Raw genomic sequence first — 14,548 nt, 5'->3', positions numbered from 1 at the left:
TCGCATGGCGTGCATGAAAGTGCTCGGCGGCGGCAGCGCACCGGAGATAGCGCGCGTGGCATTTCTCAGCGCCGCCAAGGAAGCGAAAATCCTGACTGCTTGACATCTCGTCAACGCGTGCCCCATCACTGTCCATCGTGCATCACTCTTGCAGCGGCCGCTTTACATTTGTGCAAACATCGTGCGTCGATCATGCGGAGACGCCGAATGCTTGCGCGAGAAGGCTGGAGCCCCGGATCTGCACTCTACGTCGACCCGCGAGTTGACGCGCTCTGTGGCGAATTCGACGTAGAGATCGCCCCAAGGGCCGCTATCCGAAAGAAGGCCAGACGCGCGCCGTCGGCTCCATCCGCCGGCTGATCGACAATCATGGCGCTGAGCATGCACGGTTGGTCCTGTGTGTCCTGGCTGAGGGCCGCGGCAACCACGCGCTCATCGAAGAAAGCAGCCTGACGGCCGTCTCTGACTTGCTGCTGGCCGGTCCGGACCTAGTGGAGCAGGGCATGGCCGCCGTGCTCGAGGTTTTCGACGCGATCCCGCTCGGCGCATACATGGCGATCGTCAATGAGCTGCGCGGCCGTGTTCATCAGGGGCATGCGCTAGCTGGCACCCTTTACGTGCACCTCCGGCGCCTCCGGGAGAGCTCGCTAACGCAAAGGAGACTATTCGGTCCCGGATGGCCAAGGCGGACGCCAGCGAGGCTGAAAAGGGCCGGCAGGGCTTCACCAAGCGCCAGCGCAGCCGCGAGGAACTGATCGCACTCGGCAAGAGGATGCTCGCGGTCAAGGCGTCAGTGCCTCATGGCGAGTTCGGACCATGGCTGCGCGATCAGCCTATCACGTACGATTTGGCTTTGCAGGCGATACGGCTGGCCCGCGGCTGCTGACTAGAAGCGATCGGCCGAACCAAAGAAGAGGCGCTCCCTTGTTTCGCGCCGTATCCCCATCTAGCCTGCACTATTGTCAGTTGAGGTGACGGGTATGAAACAGAATCAGGTTGGCATTCAGCGATCATTCGCAAGCAACGCATTGGCCATCGGGCTTTTGATATCGAGCATATCTCTGGCAGGGTGCACTACAGTCTCAAATAGCGGTGCGGATGGTCGACGCCGCCGTCCGGCACCTATACGGATATTGTCGTTGTGACGGTCACCTTTTGAGATAGGCGCATGGAGCCGGCGCTTGCTGGGGATTGCCCAGGCCCGGCACGATGCTCCGCCCGACCCCCTACTCGTGCCGGGCACACTCCTCCGGCTCGTTAGTCACTGCTCTCAAGCGGCTCCCCTATCTCGAAGACGCTCCCGCGTGCTGAGCAGGCGGTTGATCAATTGACAAGCAGCGTGTGATCGTAAGGTTTCGCCAGCAGTGGTCCTCCATCGCACCAGCCTCCCGCATCGGCTGCGGCGTCCGACACCCTGACGTGAGGATCACCTTCACGCAAGGAGATCGGTGGGCGTATCCGGGCGGGCGCGTTGCGCAAGTCTATTTCGCGCCAAAAGGGGCGAGGGATGTCCTAGATTAGACTGGACCAGGCGCATAAGCGTCGGAGGCGTAGCCGTCGAAAACGAACTCGTGTTTGAGGTTCCGGTCCTGCGGAACAGCAGTTATCCAGAAATGGAACTGACTTTGAACTGTTTCGCTTGCCCGGTTGACAATCGAGGGGTCCCGTTCGGCGATCGCCAAGCCTTTAAACTGCACGAGCTGTAAGCCCGTCCGTAAAGCACCCTTACCTTTAGTCGTAATACACGACACGGTCCCGTCCTTCCGACTTGGCGCGGAAGAGCGCCAGATCGGCCGCCTTGATGAGGTCATTTGGCGTGTGGTTCTCATCAGGCACCATGGTTGCAACACCGACGCTGATTGTCACCCGCTCAGAACCGTGTGGAATGCTCAAGGCTCGCACGCTCTGCACGAGCCGCTCGGCCATAGCGCCCGACTGCGCCTGCAAAATATCGACCACCACCACGACGAACTCTTCGCCGCCGTAGCGCGCCGCGAGATCGGTCGAGCGGTTGCAACTGCTTTGGATTACACTGGCGACCTGCTTCAGCACCTCGTCGCCTGCCATGTGGCCATAGGTGTCGTTGTAGCGCTTGAAGTGATCGGCATCGATCATAAACAACGACAGCGGGCTCTTCGTGCGGACCGCGCGCTTCCATTCCGCCGCGAGATATTCATCGAAGTAGCGCCGGTTTCCCAGACCTGTGAGACCGTCAATCCGTGTCAGACGTTCCAGCTCGAGATTCGCGCGCATTAATTGCCGCTGGCTTTCTCGCAGGGCCCGGTATGCCTCCTCTCGCTGAACGTGGTCAAGATAGGCCCGGGAGTGATAACGGACACGAGCGACCAACTCGATACGGTCCGGCAGTTTGACCAAATAGTCGTTCGCTCCGGCCTCGAATGCCTCGCCCTTGATGGCCGGATCTTCTTTACTTGACAGCACGATGACGGGGACAGAATGCGTCGAGGAATTCTTGCGGTATTGCCGTACCAGGTCCAGCCCATCAACGCCCGGCATGACAAGATCCTGCAGGATGACCGTTGGCTTCACTTCGTCGGCAACTGTAGTCGCTTTGAGCGGATCGGTGCAGAAGTGGAAATCTATGTCCGGCTGGTTTGCGAGCGCGCGCCGGACCGCTTCACAGATCATTATCTGGTCGTCCACCAGCAGAACCATTGACGAGTAATTGTCTGCCAGGGGTGAGACGAGATTGGATTTGCCCGTCATAGAATAACCTTTCAGCAAGATCGGCCGCACGCCTCGATTAGGCGCGGGGCGATTGAGTCAAGCGGTAGGATCTCGACAGCGGCACCGATGGCAGCGGCGGCTTTGGGCATCCCATAGACCGCACTCGACGCGCTGTCTTGAGCGATTGTCAAATGCCCTTTGTCGCGTAGCAGCTTGAGCCCTTGGGCACCATCTCTACCCATGCCCGTGAGCAAGACACCGATCACGACACCCGGCCACCACTGCGCGGCGCTCTCAAGGAATACATCTACGGAGGGACGGTAGACGTTGTCGTGCGGCTTCGGGGTATAGCCGAGCTTGTGGGCTGACTTGAAGACGAGATGATCAGCCGTGGCCGCAATTAGAACGGTGCCGGCCTCGGGCTCATCTCCTTCGCGTGCAGGACGGATTGGAAGTGCCGCATGCTGGCCGAGCCAGTTTGCAAGACCGGGTACGAACTGCGCATCGAGATGCTGTACGAGAACTATTGCGGCCGTGAAATTGCTCGGAAATGCGCCGAGGATCGCGGCAACAGCTGCCGGCCCGCCCGCAGACGCGCCGATGGCAATAAGGTGCTGTGCCGATGACACAGACGGGGGCAATGTCCGTGTGCCCCAATTTGAAGACGGCGCGTCACGTACGAGTTTGCTGATCGTCGTTATCTTCTTGATAATAAGCTGTGCGGACCGTCCGGACCCCGGGCCGTCAGAGCCGATCGAGGGGATGTCGACCGCGTCAAGCGCACCATACCCCATTGCTTCATAGACACCAGGAATGTTGGCCTCAATGCTCGCCGTGACCAGCAGAATCAGGCATGGCGTTTTCGCCATGATCCTGCGCGTAGCTTCGACGCCATCCATTTCCGGCATCACCAGGTCCATGAGGATCAGGTCCGGGAGGTCTCGTTGGCAGGCCTCTACTGCCTCACGCCCGTTAACGGCGATCCAGGCCACCTGATGTTCCGGGGTTGATACAACCAATCGCCGCAGAAGCTCGACCGCAAGAGGCATATCGTTGACGATAGCGATCCTCATTGATGGATACACACGCTGCGCCTCATTCTGTCGCCTGGCCGATCAGGTCGACGACTGCATGGAGCAGTGTCTCGTCGTGGAAACTCCCTTTAGTCAGGTAGTAGTCCGCGCCGGCGTCCAGACCTCGCCTGCGATCGTCTTCGCGATCTTTGTACGACACGATCATGATCGGAGTGTTCCCGAGCCGGCTGTCCTTCTTCATCAAGGTCACCAGTTCGATGCCGTCCATGCGCGGCATATCAACATCGGTGATAACAAGATCGAATGGTTCAGACCGTATGGCGTTCCATCCATCCATACCATCAATCGCCACCTCGACCTCATAGCCGTTATTGTCCAGCAGCTTGCGTTCGAGCTCACGTACCGTCAAAGAATCGTCGACCACCAGAACGCGCTTGCGCCTCCTAAGATCGGGGCTGGTAGTACCACGCCGCAAAGTGCGTAGGCCGCCGGATGACGCGAGCTTGTCTACTGATCGGATCAGATCGTCGACATCAACGATAAGCACGGGCGAACCATCTTCCATCAACGCCGCCGCGCTGATGTCCTTGACCTTGGCAAAGCGAGGATCTAACGGCCGGACCACCAACTCGCGCTCGCCCAGGAAGCGGTCGACAATCAACCCGTGGGTTTCACCGTGATCACCATTAATCAGAACGACTGAAAGTTCATCGGCGTCTGCTTGCGGCTCAGCGCGGTCAAGAACCTGGTGCGCGGTGACTAGTCCGATCTGTCGATCCTCGAAGCGGAAATGCGGCCGGCCTTCGAGCAGTTCGATGCGCGTGCGCGGCAACTTTATCGTGCTGGCGATGCCTGCGAGCGGGAAGGCGTATGGCTCTCCGTCAATGTCGACGAGCAGCGTGCGGAGCACCGACAAGGTCAACGGCAGCTGTAGTTGAAATCGGGTTCCGAAGCCGAACTCTGAGGAGACGGTTGCGAGGCCTCGGACCTGCTTGGCCATCGCCTGTACGGCATCGAGCCCCACGCCGCGTCCGGAGATGTTGCTAACCGTCGCTTTCATCGAAAAGCCTGGCAGAAACAGAAATTCGAGCAATTCCGCTTCGGCAAGTCTGCCGACGGTCTCCTCTGTCGTCAGGCCGCGCGCCACGATCGTCTCGCGCAGCTTGTTCAGATCGATTCCCCTTCCGTCGTCCGCGACGATTATCTGCAGCAGGCCCGCATTGTGCCGTGCTTCGAGCCTGATGACACCTTCTTCAGATTTGCCGGCTGCTATACGTTCGTCGGTCGTTTCGAGCCCATGGTCGACAGCATTGCGGAGGAGATGGCCGAGTGGTGCCTCGAGTTGGTCCAGGATGTCGCGATCGATGCCAGTTGAGCCCCCGACGATGTCTAACCGCACGTTCTTCCCCAAGGTTCGGCCAAGGTCGCGCACCGTCCTTGAGTAGTGCCGGACGCCATCCTCGAAGGGGCGCATCCGGCTCGCCAGCGTTTCGTCATAGAGTCGGTTCGCAAGGTCAGTGGCTCTGCGGTCAATCGAGTCCAATTCGTCAAGGCGCTCTGCGAGGAACGTCTGGCTCAGCCGAAGTTTTTGCAGCGCCTCTGCCAGTGCTTGCACCGCCCGATCGTCCTTAGGAATCTCGGCCAGTGCGCCGCCTAGCACGTCGAAGGCGATGGCCAGATCCGACTGAATCCGTTTCAGTCGAAGTAGGCCGCCCGTAAACGGCCTGAGGCGACGAGCCTCCATCAGGGACTCACCGGCAAGCCCTAGTAAGCGGTTCAGACTATCGGCCGTTACCCGCACCATACGGTCGGAACCGACGCCGCCATAAGGTTGAAGAAGTGGTTCCGATCGAGCGAGGACGCCCGTTTCCTTCGCCGAAGAGGCCCACGGCGCCTCCTGCGGGGCAGCATTTGAGCCGGCGAGCTCCGTCTCTGATACTGTAAGCACCTTGGCTGTCGATGGGGAGGATGCCTGCTCAAGCGCCAGCAGAAAACCGGCTATTTCCAGTTTGGCGCTCTCATCGGCCGAGGCAGGCTCACTGGCTATGGATCCGAGGAGATCGACGCCTTTCAAAAGTGTATCGATGTGCTCGCGACTCAGGCTGAGACGACCCCGCTGTGCGGCGACCAGGCACTCTTCCATCGCGTGCGCAACTTCCACCGCCGGCGTCAGATCGACGATCCGGGCCGCCCCCTTCAGCGAATGGGCAGCCCGCATGCAAGCGTCGAGACTCTGGGCGGACACGGGATCGCGTTCGAGCGCTAGCAGACCGGACGTCAGGGCCTGCGACTGCGTCTCCAATTCGGCCCGAAAGAGGTCGAGCATCGAAAATTGGCTGTAGTCCGCGCCGCTCATGCGATAGCTCGATCGAGCATGGCCAGCAGCAGCGCCTCGTCCAGACAACCGACCGCGCCCCTTCGCCACGAGACCATGGCTGCCGTCATGGTCGAGGACGCCTTGCCAACGGTAGCAGGCACGGCAAGCTGGTCGCTCTGTTTGAATCGATAAATGCCGTGCATTTCGTCCACAGCAAAAGCAACGCGCTTGTCGCTGTTGCCGACGACGATAAGACGCGGAAATGCCTTGGTCCGCGTGTCCTGTACCCGCGTTTTGCGGTCGTCTACTCCGAGCAGTTTGGCCAACGAAACGCAAACCAGCAATTCGCCTCGAACATTGACAATGCCGAGAACCGCACTGTTCCTGCGATGTGGCAGCGAATGAATGCTACGCAGCTCGGCCACTTCTTGGAAGCAGCCAACCGGAAGCGCCAGCCATTCCTCGCCGAGACGAAAGACAACGACCGTCTGAAATGCACTGCCCTCGGCATTCCCGACTGCTTCATCGGTCCTTGCCTGGGCAAAATGTCGGGCCCACTCGTCGCGATAGCCGGGCGGCAGCGGACGGTTCAGGAGGTTCCGTGCGATTTCCTTATAGGTCGGGCAGTTCCGGCAGTGGAGATGCTGCTCCAGTTCAGGGCACGATCTGTCACCACCAACGCCTATTTGCCGCCAGCAGTCGCCGATGGCGATGTCCGGCACCGATGATACGCTACCGGGCTCAGCTGACGTCAAGTGCCGCTCCTTTTCCCAATCCGACCGAGCCGCCCGGTGAGTGCCTCGGCACCGGCGATGTCACCCTGCTTACGAAGCAGCAGCGCAAGATGCGCGAGGGCTTCTTGATGGCGGGGTTCGAGATAGAGGGCCTTGCGATAGTTCTGGATCGCCTCGGAACGCGCATCTTCTGCATCCTGAGCTAGCCCGAGCAGATAGAAGATTTCCGGCGAGGGACCGTATTCCCCGAGATGCGTCAGCGCGAGTTCCTTTGCTTCCGCAACTCGTCCGGCATTGGCGGTGCGTTCTACAGAAGCGAGGCTTTGGGCCGCCCGCTCGGACGGGTGGACGGAGCGCTCCACTTTCGCTGCATTACTGGAGGCCGGCCGGATCGGGCTCAGCACTTTGCTGACGTCAGAGATAGGAGCAGGGGTGGCCGGACCGAAGCGCGACTTGGAGGGTGCAACCGTCTGGGGCGCCTTAGCCGGCTCCACGTTCGTGAACGCAAATGCCATGGGTAATCGCGCTGAAGCAAAGCCGTGCAGAATCGGAAGGCCTGATTCCGCTGGACCGACGAGCAGCAGGCCATCTGGCGCGAGGAGGGTCTTCAGACAAACCAGCGCGCGGTCTTGCAGGTTTCGGTTGAAATAGATCAGCAGGTTGCGGCAAAAAATAATGTCGTACGGTGCCGGCCCATACGAGGCCGCAGGATCAAACAGGTTGCCAAGCCTGAACCGGACTTGCTTCAGGACCCGCACCTCAGGCCGTAGTCCGCCTTCGGCCGCTTCGAGATAGCGTCCTCTGAATTCGAGAAAATCGCCGCGAAATGAGTTGCGCCCGTAGACGGCGCGCTCCGCGGCCGCGAGGTTGCCCGTGCTCACGTCGACAGCGTCAATCTTGAAATCCTGTGCTCCGAAACCGGCATCGAACATGGCCATCGCCATCGAATAGGGCTCTTCGCCTGTCGAACATGGTAGGCTCAAGAGCATTATGGGTTGACCCGGCCGCATGCGCGCCCGTGCATGACGCGTCATTGCAGTGAAAGCTTCACGATCTCGGAAGAACCATGTCTCCGGTACGACAACCGCGTTGATCAGTTCCTGGAGCTCGGATGGGGAGCCAGCCAGCAATTGCCAATAATCTTGAAGCTCACTGATCTGGCGGGCTGACATCCGCTCCCGGAGCGCGTGACGGATCACCGACAGACCGACAGAGCCGCTGTCCAGTCCAATCTTTTCCCTCAGTAGCTGTTCGACCGCACCAAACATCATGAACTCATCGCGACCTGACGGAACAACGTTTCGCGAATGTCGTCCGATAGCAGCGCTTCGGCCCTGACCCACTGGACAAGTCCTCTATCGTCGGACGCCACGGGGCCTAAGTAGGGCGGAGTTCCCGCCTCCATCCCGGACGGCGCGAAGTCAGAAGGATCCCGCTCGAGCATATCGGTCGCTCGTTCAGCAACAAGCGCAAGCAGGTGGTTCTCACCATCCTTGGTTGGATAGCGTATCAGAACGATTCGTGTGCTCAGCACCAGCGCCGAGGGGCGGCCAAGCGCAAGCAGGCTGAGATCGATCATGGGAACGGGTAAGCCCCGGCAGTTGATTAGGCCTACTACGCCGTTCGGCGCGCCCGGCAGCGTTCTCACGCCGATGTAAGGCAGGACCTCTTCAACCTGCTCCATGTCCAGCACATACCGGTCGCTACCTATACAGAACCCGAGGAATAGCATAGTCGTCCTAGCTCGCAGGCACCTCTCGCAGCGCCCGCAGTTTGAAACGGGAAATGCTGCTGCGTAACCCGCCCGAAACCTGATTGAGTTCGTCGATCGCGAGCGTGGATTGCTGCAGGGATTCAACCGTTTGCTGAGCGGCTTCGCTCAATTGTATCAGCGTCTCACTGATCTGCGCTGCGCCCGTTGCCTGGGCCTGCATTCCTTCATTGGCGACTTCGAAGCGTGGCACCAAGCCCTGGACCTGCTGAATAATCTCGTAGAGTTGGCCGCCGACCTGCTGCACATCTTGCATGCCACGTCGGACCTCCTCGGAGAATTTGTCCATGCCCATGACGCCGGCTGCGACGGCGGATTGAATTTCCTTGACCATCTGCTCGATGTCGTATGTCGAGACGGCGGTTTGGTCGGCAAGCCGCCGGATCTCCGTTGCCACGACCGCAAAGCCTCGCCCATATTGCCCCGCCTTCTCAGCCTCGATTGCGGCGTTTAGCGAAAGAAGGTTGGTCTGGTCGGCAACCTTGGTGATCGTGGTCACCACCTGATTGATATTGCCGGCCTTCTCGCTCAGGATCGCAAGTTTGGAATTAATCGCGGTGGCGGCTTCCATGACGTGCTGCATGGTTGCCTCCATGCGTGCCAGCCCTGCTTGTCCGCCGGTGGCGAGCGTGGCAGTTTGCTCGGCGACCGCAGAAACTTCGCTCATCGTTCGTACGAGCTCATTGGAGGTTGCCGAGATTTCCTTCGCGGTCGCTCGGATTTCGGTCGTAGTGGCCGCGATCTCATTTGCGGTTGCCTGCTGTTCCTTTGAGGTGGCGGCAACCTCGGTTATCGATGTGTTGACTTGAATGCTGGATTTCTGAACCTGGCCTATCAGCGTGGTGAGATCATCGGCCATGGTGTTGAAGCCCTCAGCCAGCGTGTCAAACTCGTCCTTGCGCTTCAAATCGAGGCGCCCGCTGAAGTCGCCCAGGCGCATTACACGGACGAGATCGACCAATCGGCCAAGCGGGACACTAACGGCACGGAATAGAAGATAGCCGCACAAAAGGGCCAAACCGAGTGCTACGAGGAACCCGGCAATCAGGCCCAACTTCGCTGTGCGGACGATCGAACCTATCTTTTGGGTCGAGCTGTTTGCCTCTCCTCTATGGTCCTCGACCATGGCTTGCAGAGCCGATTGCAATTTCCGAAAGATCGGCTCCACATTGTTCTTGATGGCCGGGCGCTCGTTGGGGATCTCTCCCTTCGCCAACGCGGCACGACTGGCATCCAGTACGGCGGCTTCTGCTTGGCGGAATTGATCGGCGAGGTCCTTGACGACAGCGTAGTTCTGTTTGTCCAAATCGGACTCAATGGTCTCTTCATACTCGTCCATCGACCCTTGCAGGGCGTCGCGGTTCGCCTTGATGGTAGCCTCGAAAGCCCGCTTGTCGGCAGGATTGTCCTGAAGAGCATATTCCTGGAGAAGACTATGGGCATCCATCTGTCCCATCATGATCTGGGTGCTGTGATAGAGGTCCGGAAGAGTTTCCTTTTCCACGCTGGTCGCTTCTTGCTCCGTCTGGAGAAACCAAACGTATGTAATGATGGCCATAACCGACATGACAACCAGAACGGCCGCGAAACTGGCGAGTATGCGGCGGCGTATTGTCAAGCTGTTCATCGGGCTCAGTTCCGCCAGGGCGCTAATTGATTTGTTGGCACGACTAGCCCAGCACCGCGTTGCGACTATGCCGAACAAGCGAGATTCATTCGAATCGCGGAATCTAATGTTGGAAACGTTTCTTTTCCGTTCACGTCGCGCCCACAAGCCGCCTGCGAACGGCATGTACGCGTCCAAACCAATGGCCGATCGCATCGGCCGCAACTGGAAAGTATCTCCAACATCGAGCGTGGCAAGCAACTCCCTCCATTGAAACGCTCGTGAGTCGCGCGTGTTCTCAGCGACGGATTGCTTCGAAGGCCTGGCAAAGGGGGCGCGCTGTTTCGCGCGAGAGCGCACATAGCTCGAGGTGGAACTCCTGGAAGCGCCGTGCAATTGGCGCCAAGGCTTGTCAAAGTGGAGGCGTGCAGGTGAGGCCTGCTTGCCGCGCATGCTTTGCGCTGGCGCAAATCTTATTTCATTTGTCGCGGCTATGGCCGTTAGCCTATTCACGAGGGCGAAACACTCGCAAAGTCAATCATTGAGACTGGAAACGCTAACCCGATACGCGACTGGCGCCGCCGGTTGAAGATAGGGCCAGCGACCAGCAGCGTGCTGGCCGAGTGCGGCCGCGGGAGCTTGTGCCGGCCGCGCCAAGGAGCGGATATATCAAATGGAGCGAAATTCTTAGCCATTCCTTCATCCATCTTTTCGTTAAATACCCCATGGAAATGGGGCGCATTATATCGAGGCGGTTGGTTCGGTGTTTGCGACGAGGCGTCGGGACGAGCGGCAACGTTGCTACTATTTTTGCCCTATCTTTGCCGATTGTCGTCGGCGCAGCGGGTCTCGGTATCGAGACCTCCTACTGGTATTTTAGCAGCCTGAAATTACAGGCGGTGGCGGATGCGGCAGCCTATGCTGGCGCTTTGGAAAAGGTTTCGGGATCTGACAAGCCAACGATAGTCGCCGCCGCGACACTGTCAGCGACGACGAACGGCTGGGACCCGTCAACAGGCACAATCGAAATCTTCACGCCCCCGTCCTCTGGCCCGAATGTCGCCCAAAAAGCCGTCGAGGTCATCGTCCATCAGACCCTCGATCGGTTTTTTACATCGATATTCACGCAAAACGCGATCGGCGCACGGGCAAGAGCGGTGGTTTTTATCACTGACGCCTCAAAGGCCTGCGCTTTGTCGCTCAATCGTTCCGCCCCGAGAGCGGCGCTGTTTTCCGGCAGTTCGACCATAAAAATGACCGGCTGCTCCGTGATGTCCAATTCCATTGCCGCCGATGCGATCAAGCTTCAGGGATCGGCAAACCTTCAGGCCGACTGCCTGATATCGGCCGGCGGTGTTTCGTTGAACAACCCTGTGACGACTGTTTGCGCCAGCCCGATAACCCAGGCCTTACCCGCTGGTGATCCCTTTGGCGACCTGCCGGCGCCACCAGCCACAACCCCCTGTCAAAACTCGAAATTGTCGACCCTGAACCCCGGGACATACTGCAGCGGGCTGAGCTTGAGCGGCAATGTTGCGCTCGCGCCCGGCGTGTACGTCATTCAAGGCGGTGATTTCAAAGCGAACGCGAACGCCAATGTTTCCGGCACCGGAGTCATCATCTATCTGGCCGGCAGCTCCGGCGTCAGCATGAACGGCAACGCCACCGTCAAACTTAGTGCACCCACGTCGGGCACGTATTCCGGTGTCCTGTTTTACGGCGACAGAGGTAACCTGACGGGATCGAACACGTTCAACGGCACGGCGGATTCGCTTTTGACCGGCGCTCTGTATTTTCCAACCCAGGACATCAATTATCTCGGCAATTTCTCGGGCAAAGGTGGTTGCACGCAGGTCGTCGCCGGTACCTTGCAGTGGTCCGGCAACACGAGCATCAGCCAGGATTGCACGAGCCTCGGAATGCGTAATATTCCGGCGACGCAATCCGTTCGGCTTGTGGAGTAATCTTCGTGGAACGGTTATCAGCCCGGATCTTCCGGAGCGATTCGGGTGTTGCTGCGGTAGAGTTTGCGCTGATTGTGCCGATCCTTTGCCTGGTACTTCTTGGCGTCATTAACGGCTGGTCTTTCGTATCAAGCGCGCTGTCGATGCGTGCAGGCGTCAAAACGGCGGCGAACCTCGTGATGCAAGGCGCAGCCGACGACGCGGCTACCCAAGCCGTCGCCCTTTCGAGCTGGGAAAATCATCCCGATGACGCGCAGGTGACGCTGAGCCGGAAATATATGTGCGGGATCATCGTGGTCGATCCATCTGTGCTGTGCGACAGTTTGAAAGCTTCCGCGGTTTTCGTTGAAATACAGGCGACGGCCACCTGGTCCCCGCCCTTCAGTTTCGGCGAGTTTTCCCTCTCGCGCGAGCTCAGCCACAAACAGGTGATACGTGTTCGCTAAAGGGAGAGCCTTCATACGTGAGGCATCAGGCGGAGCCGCACTGGAGTTCGCGCTGATCGCGCCTATTCTGATAACGCTTTTGATCGGCATCTTCGCATTCGGCTGGGCTCTGAATGCCATGTCAAGTGTTCGCTATACTCTGGAAACGTCCTCACGAGCGCTGCAAATGAAGAATTCGCTGACCGAAGCCGAGATAGAAGCGATAGCCACGGCAAAATTGCTGAGTTTGGGATTGAGCGACGTCGACGTAACAATAGCAATCGACGCCCCCAGCGGCGGCTTTCGAATGGCACATCTGACCGCCAAATATGCGTTCGTGATCGAGTTCCCGTATTTCGACCGGTATCCGATTAATTATGCGACAACCGTCACGGTTCCGTTGATTGGAACATAAGGCTCATTCTAGTCGGACGCCGCAGCTAGTTCTCCATCAAAAAACCTGCAGCGAAGCTCTTCCTTGCCGCAAGGTGCTTCACGCGGGCTTTGATCCCCGGCTTGACCCATTGGGGTCGCCGGCCGCTTTGGCAAGCCCTTTGGCAGGAGGCCGGCATGCTCCTGAAACGTACTTCCACAACCGATCCCGCATGTCACGCCGCCTCTGACGATAACGCTATGTTCATCAGCCAAGCTCAATTATCTGGCAGACCAAAAGCTACACGAAGCGACAGACGCCGGGAATTAGGCGAAATGGCTGAAGACGAACAGAGGCGCCAACGCAGGCAGCGCGTCTTCAAGGGCGCAACAATCCTGACCGGCATGACCCATTCCGAGGTCACGTGCACGGTGCGCAACATGCATGCCGGCGGCGCCGAACTGAAGGCCTCGATCGACGCTCGCGTCCCCGACGAATTCCTGCTCTATGTGCCGACCGACGGCATCGCCTACAAGGCGGTGGTTCGTTGGCGTCGCGAAGACCGCATCGGCGTCATGTTCACCGGCACCGAGCCAAAGCCGCACTGGCACTACGGCTAAATCCCCTGAACCACACCTCGTAGCCGTATGCTGGGCGGTGATTGACCCCCGTCCTTTGGACGCCTTGTTCCTCCTCCAGAATTTCTTCGACTTAGGTGGCCGACAACCATTCTGGCGCCGACTGACTGCTCGCTTCCATTATCGGTTTGCCGACCATCGTTGGAGATTTCAGAATAGCTACTGCTCTCGCCCTCTCCACCGTCCTGATGGTTTAACGTCCTGATGGTTTAAACAGTGCTCGTGCATTTCGAGACGGTCCGAGTCGTCGCGAGGATGCGGCGCTGGTGGGGTCGCTCTGCTCGTGTGGAACTGCTCGCATTCATCACGCCTGCGTTTGTCGCGTACCTGCTCGGTATTGGGCAGGGGAATAAAGGGCGCTGTTCCCCCACAAGCAGAAAACCGGCCTTCCCCTTGCTTCGGCCTGGGGCCTGCAGCACCGACACGGCACCCGGTAGCGGGTGCCGCCTTCATCTTTTCATGCCGTCGCGAATCGTCACGTGATCGGTCCGAAAGGTGATGGTTTTGGTCCGTCGAGACGACAGCGACATTCGCCTGACTGGGAACGACAGGGTCAGAGTGCCTGTCATATCAGGGAACCTCGTGCAATTTGTCGACCAGCCCACAAAATTCCAAAAAAACGGACCGTTCGCTTTGAGGTTGAGTTGCGCCTTAGTGCTTCCCTTGTGATCTTCCTCAGCGTCCGCTGTTTTGACAGGGAGCGCATTGGTCATTCGGCCCATCGCGCTTTTCTGCGGCCCGCCGTTTCGCCCGACATCATGGAACGATATCGCCCCCCATGTATTAGAAATCCATGGACACTATGGAACCCCACGGCCACGGGATGGCGGTCGATATTTTGACATCGGAAGTTGCCAATGCCAGGCAGCGCATCCACCGGACCGAGCTCGCACTTCAACGCACTGAAGAAATGCTGGCCGAAAATCTCGCGCTGTGCAGCAGGATACGAACTGCGGTCGAGGCCGCAGACCGCTTGGTGAAGATCGATCCCCCCAGCT

Annotated in this window: 14 protein-coding genes; 6 read left to right on the top strand and 8 right to left on the bottom strand. The window is 58.9% G+C overall.

All coding sequences use genetic code 11. From position 1 onward, the window contains the following. Window positions 1–4 precede the first annotated feature (4 nt). Together NKJ08_RS36000 and NKJ08_RS35995 are read left to right on the top strand one after the other, a co-directional pair. Window positions 5–103, top strand: a complete 99-nt coding sequence (locus tag NKJ08_RS36000) for a DUF982 domain-containing protein (RefSeq protein WP_352786005.1) — start codon at window positions 5–7, stop codon at window positions 101–103. A gap of 573 nt (window positions 104–676) precedes the next feature. Then, window positions 677–886 carry a hypothetical protein gene (locus NKJ08_RS35995; protein WP_352786002.1) on the top strand — a complete coding sequence of 70 codons (210 nt, stop codon included), beginning with the start codon at window positions 677–679 and terminating at the stop codon, window positions 884–886. A gap of 845 nt (window positions 887–1,731) precedes the next feature. Here the strand turns inward: NKJ08_RS35995 and NKJ08_RS35990 are convergent. The 7 genes from NKJ08_RS35990 to NKJ08_RS35960 are packed head-to-tail and all read right to left on the bottom strand — an operon-like array spanning window position 1,732 to window position 10,171. Next, entirely contained in the window at window positions 1,732–2,727 is a 996-nt protein-coding gene (locus tag NKJ08_RS35990; RefSeq protein WP_031195385.1) for a response regulator, read from the bottom strand. Window positions 2,728–2,738: 11 nt separating this feature from the next. Next, the gene (locus tag NKJ08_RS35985; RefSeq protein WP_352517492.1) at window positions 2,739–3,761 is read right to left on the bottom strand and encodes a chemotaxis response regulator protein-glutamate methylesterase; all 1,023 of its coding nucleotides are present in this window, start codon (window positions 3,759–3,761) and stop codon (window positions 2,739–2,741) included. A gap of 22 nt (window positions 3,762–3,783) precedes the next feature. Then, window positions 3,784–6,078 (bottom strand): hybrid sensor histidine kinase/response regulator, encoded by a 2,295-nt coding sequence (locus NKJ08_RS35980; protein ID WP_352785999.1) that lies wholly within the window; start codon window positions 6,076–6,078, stop codon window positions 3,784–3,786. Continuing rightward, a complete protein-coding gene (locus tag NKJ08_RS35975; protein WP_352785996.1) occupies window positions 6,075–6,794 on the bottom strand; it encodes a chemotaxis protein CheW in 720 nt (239 codons plus the stop codon). Before NKJ08_RS35975 ends, NKJ08_RS35980 begins: the two co-directional genes overlap by 4 nt. After that, the gene (locus NKJ08_RS35970) at window positions 6,791–8,044 is read right to left on the bottom strand and encodes a CheR family methyltransferase (protein ID WP_352785993.1); all 1,254 of its coding nucleotides are present in this window, start codon (window positions 8,042–8,044) and stop codon (window positions 6,791–6,793) included. The genes NKJ08_RS35975 and NKJ08_RS35970 overlap by 4 nt, the downstream gene beginning before the upstream one ends. Then, entirely contained in the window at window positions 8,041–8,505 is a 465-nt protein-coding gene (locus NKJ08_RS35965) for a chemotaxis protein CheW (RefSeq protein ID WP_352737613.1), read from the bottom strand. The genes NKJ08_RS35970 and NKJ08_RS35965 overlap by 4 nt, the downstream gene beginning before the upstream one ends. Before the next feature lie 7 nt (window positions 8,506–8,512). Further along, the gene (locus tag NKJ08_RS35960) at window positions 8,513–10,171 is read right to left on the bottom strand and encodes a methyl-accepting chemotaxis protein (RefSeq protein WP_352785357.1); all 1,659 of its coding nucleotides are present in this window, start codon (window positions 10,169–10,171) and stop codon (window positions 8,513–8,515) included. Window positions 10,172–10,791: 620 nt separating this feature from the next. Between NKJ08_RS35960 and NKJ08_RS35955 the strand changes: the two genes are divergently transcribed. The 4 genes from NKJ08_RS35955 (at window position 10,792) to NKJ08_RS35940 (ending at window position 13,532) form a co-directional block, all read left to right on the top strand. Further along, entirely contained in the window at window positions 10,792–12,114 is a 1,323-nt protein-coding gene (locus NKJ08_RS35955; RefSeq protein ID WP_352785989.1) for a pilus assembly protein TadG-related protein, read from the top strand. Window positions 12,115–12,119: 5 nt separating this feature from the next. After that, window positions 12,120–12,560 (top strand): TadE/TadG family type IV pilus assembly protein, encoded by a 441-nt coding sequence (locus tag NKJ08_RS35950; RefSeq protein ID WP_352785986.1) that lies wholly within the window; start codon window positions 12,120–12,122, stop codon window positions 12,558–12,560. Beyond that, complete coding sequence (locus tag NKJ08_RS35945) at window positions 12,550–12,954, top strand: TadE/TadG family type IV pilus assembly protein (RefSeq protein ID WP_352785984.1); 405 nt, start codon at window positions 12,550–12,552, stop codon at window positions 12,952–12,954. The genes NKJ08_RS35950 and NKJ08_RS35945 overlap by 11 nt, the downstream gene beginning before the upstream one ends. A 293-nt stretch (window positions 12,955–13,247) precedes the next feature. After that, complete coding sequence (locus tag NKJ08_RS35940) at window positions 13,248–13,532, top strand: PilZ domain-containing protein (protein ID WP_023680838.1); 285 nt, start codon at window positions 13,248–13,250, stop codon at window positions 13,530–13,532. A 467-nt stretch (window positions 13,533–13,999) separates the two neighbouring features. Here NKJ08_RS35940 and NKJ08_RS35935 read toward each other — a convergent pair whose 3' ends face one another. Then, the gene (locus tag NKJ08_RS35935) at window positions 14,000–14,263 is read right to left on the bottom strand and encodes a hypothetical protein (RefSeq protein ID WP_156937516.1); all 264 of its coding nucleotides are present in this window, start codon (window positions 14,261–14,263) and stop codon (window positions 14,000–14,002) included. Window positions 14,264–14,548 lie beyond the last annotated feature (285 nt).

Origin of the sequence: Mesorhizobium sp. M0244, from assembly GCF_040321795.1 — a bacterium.
Classification (GTDB): Bacteria; Pseudomonadota; Alphaproteobacteria; order Rhizobiales; family Rhizobiaceae; genus Mesorhizobium.
This window is presented reverse-complemented; position numbering and strand designations above follow the sequence as displayed.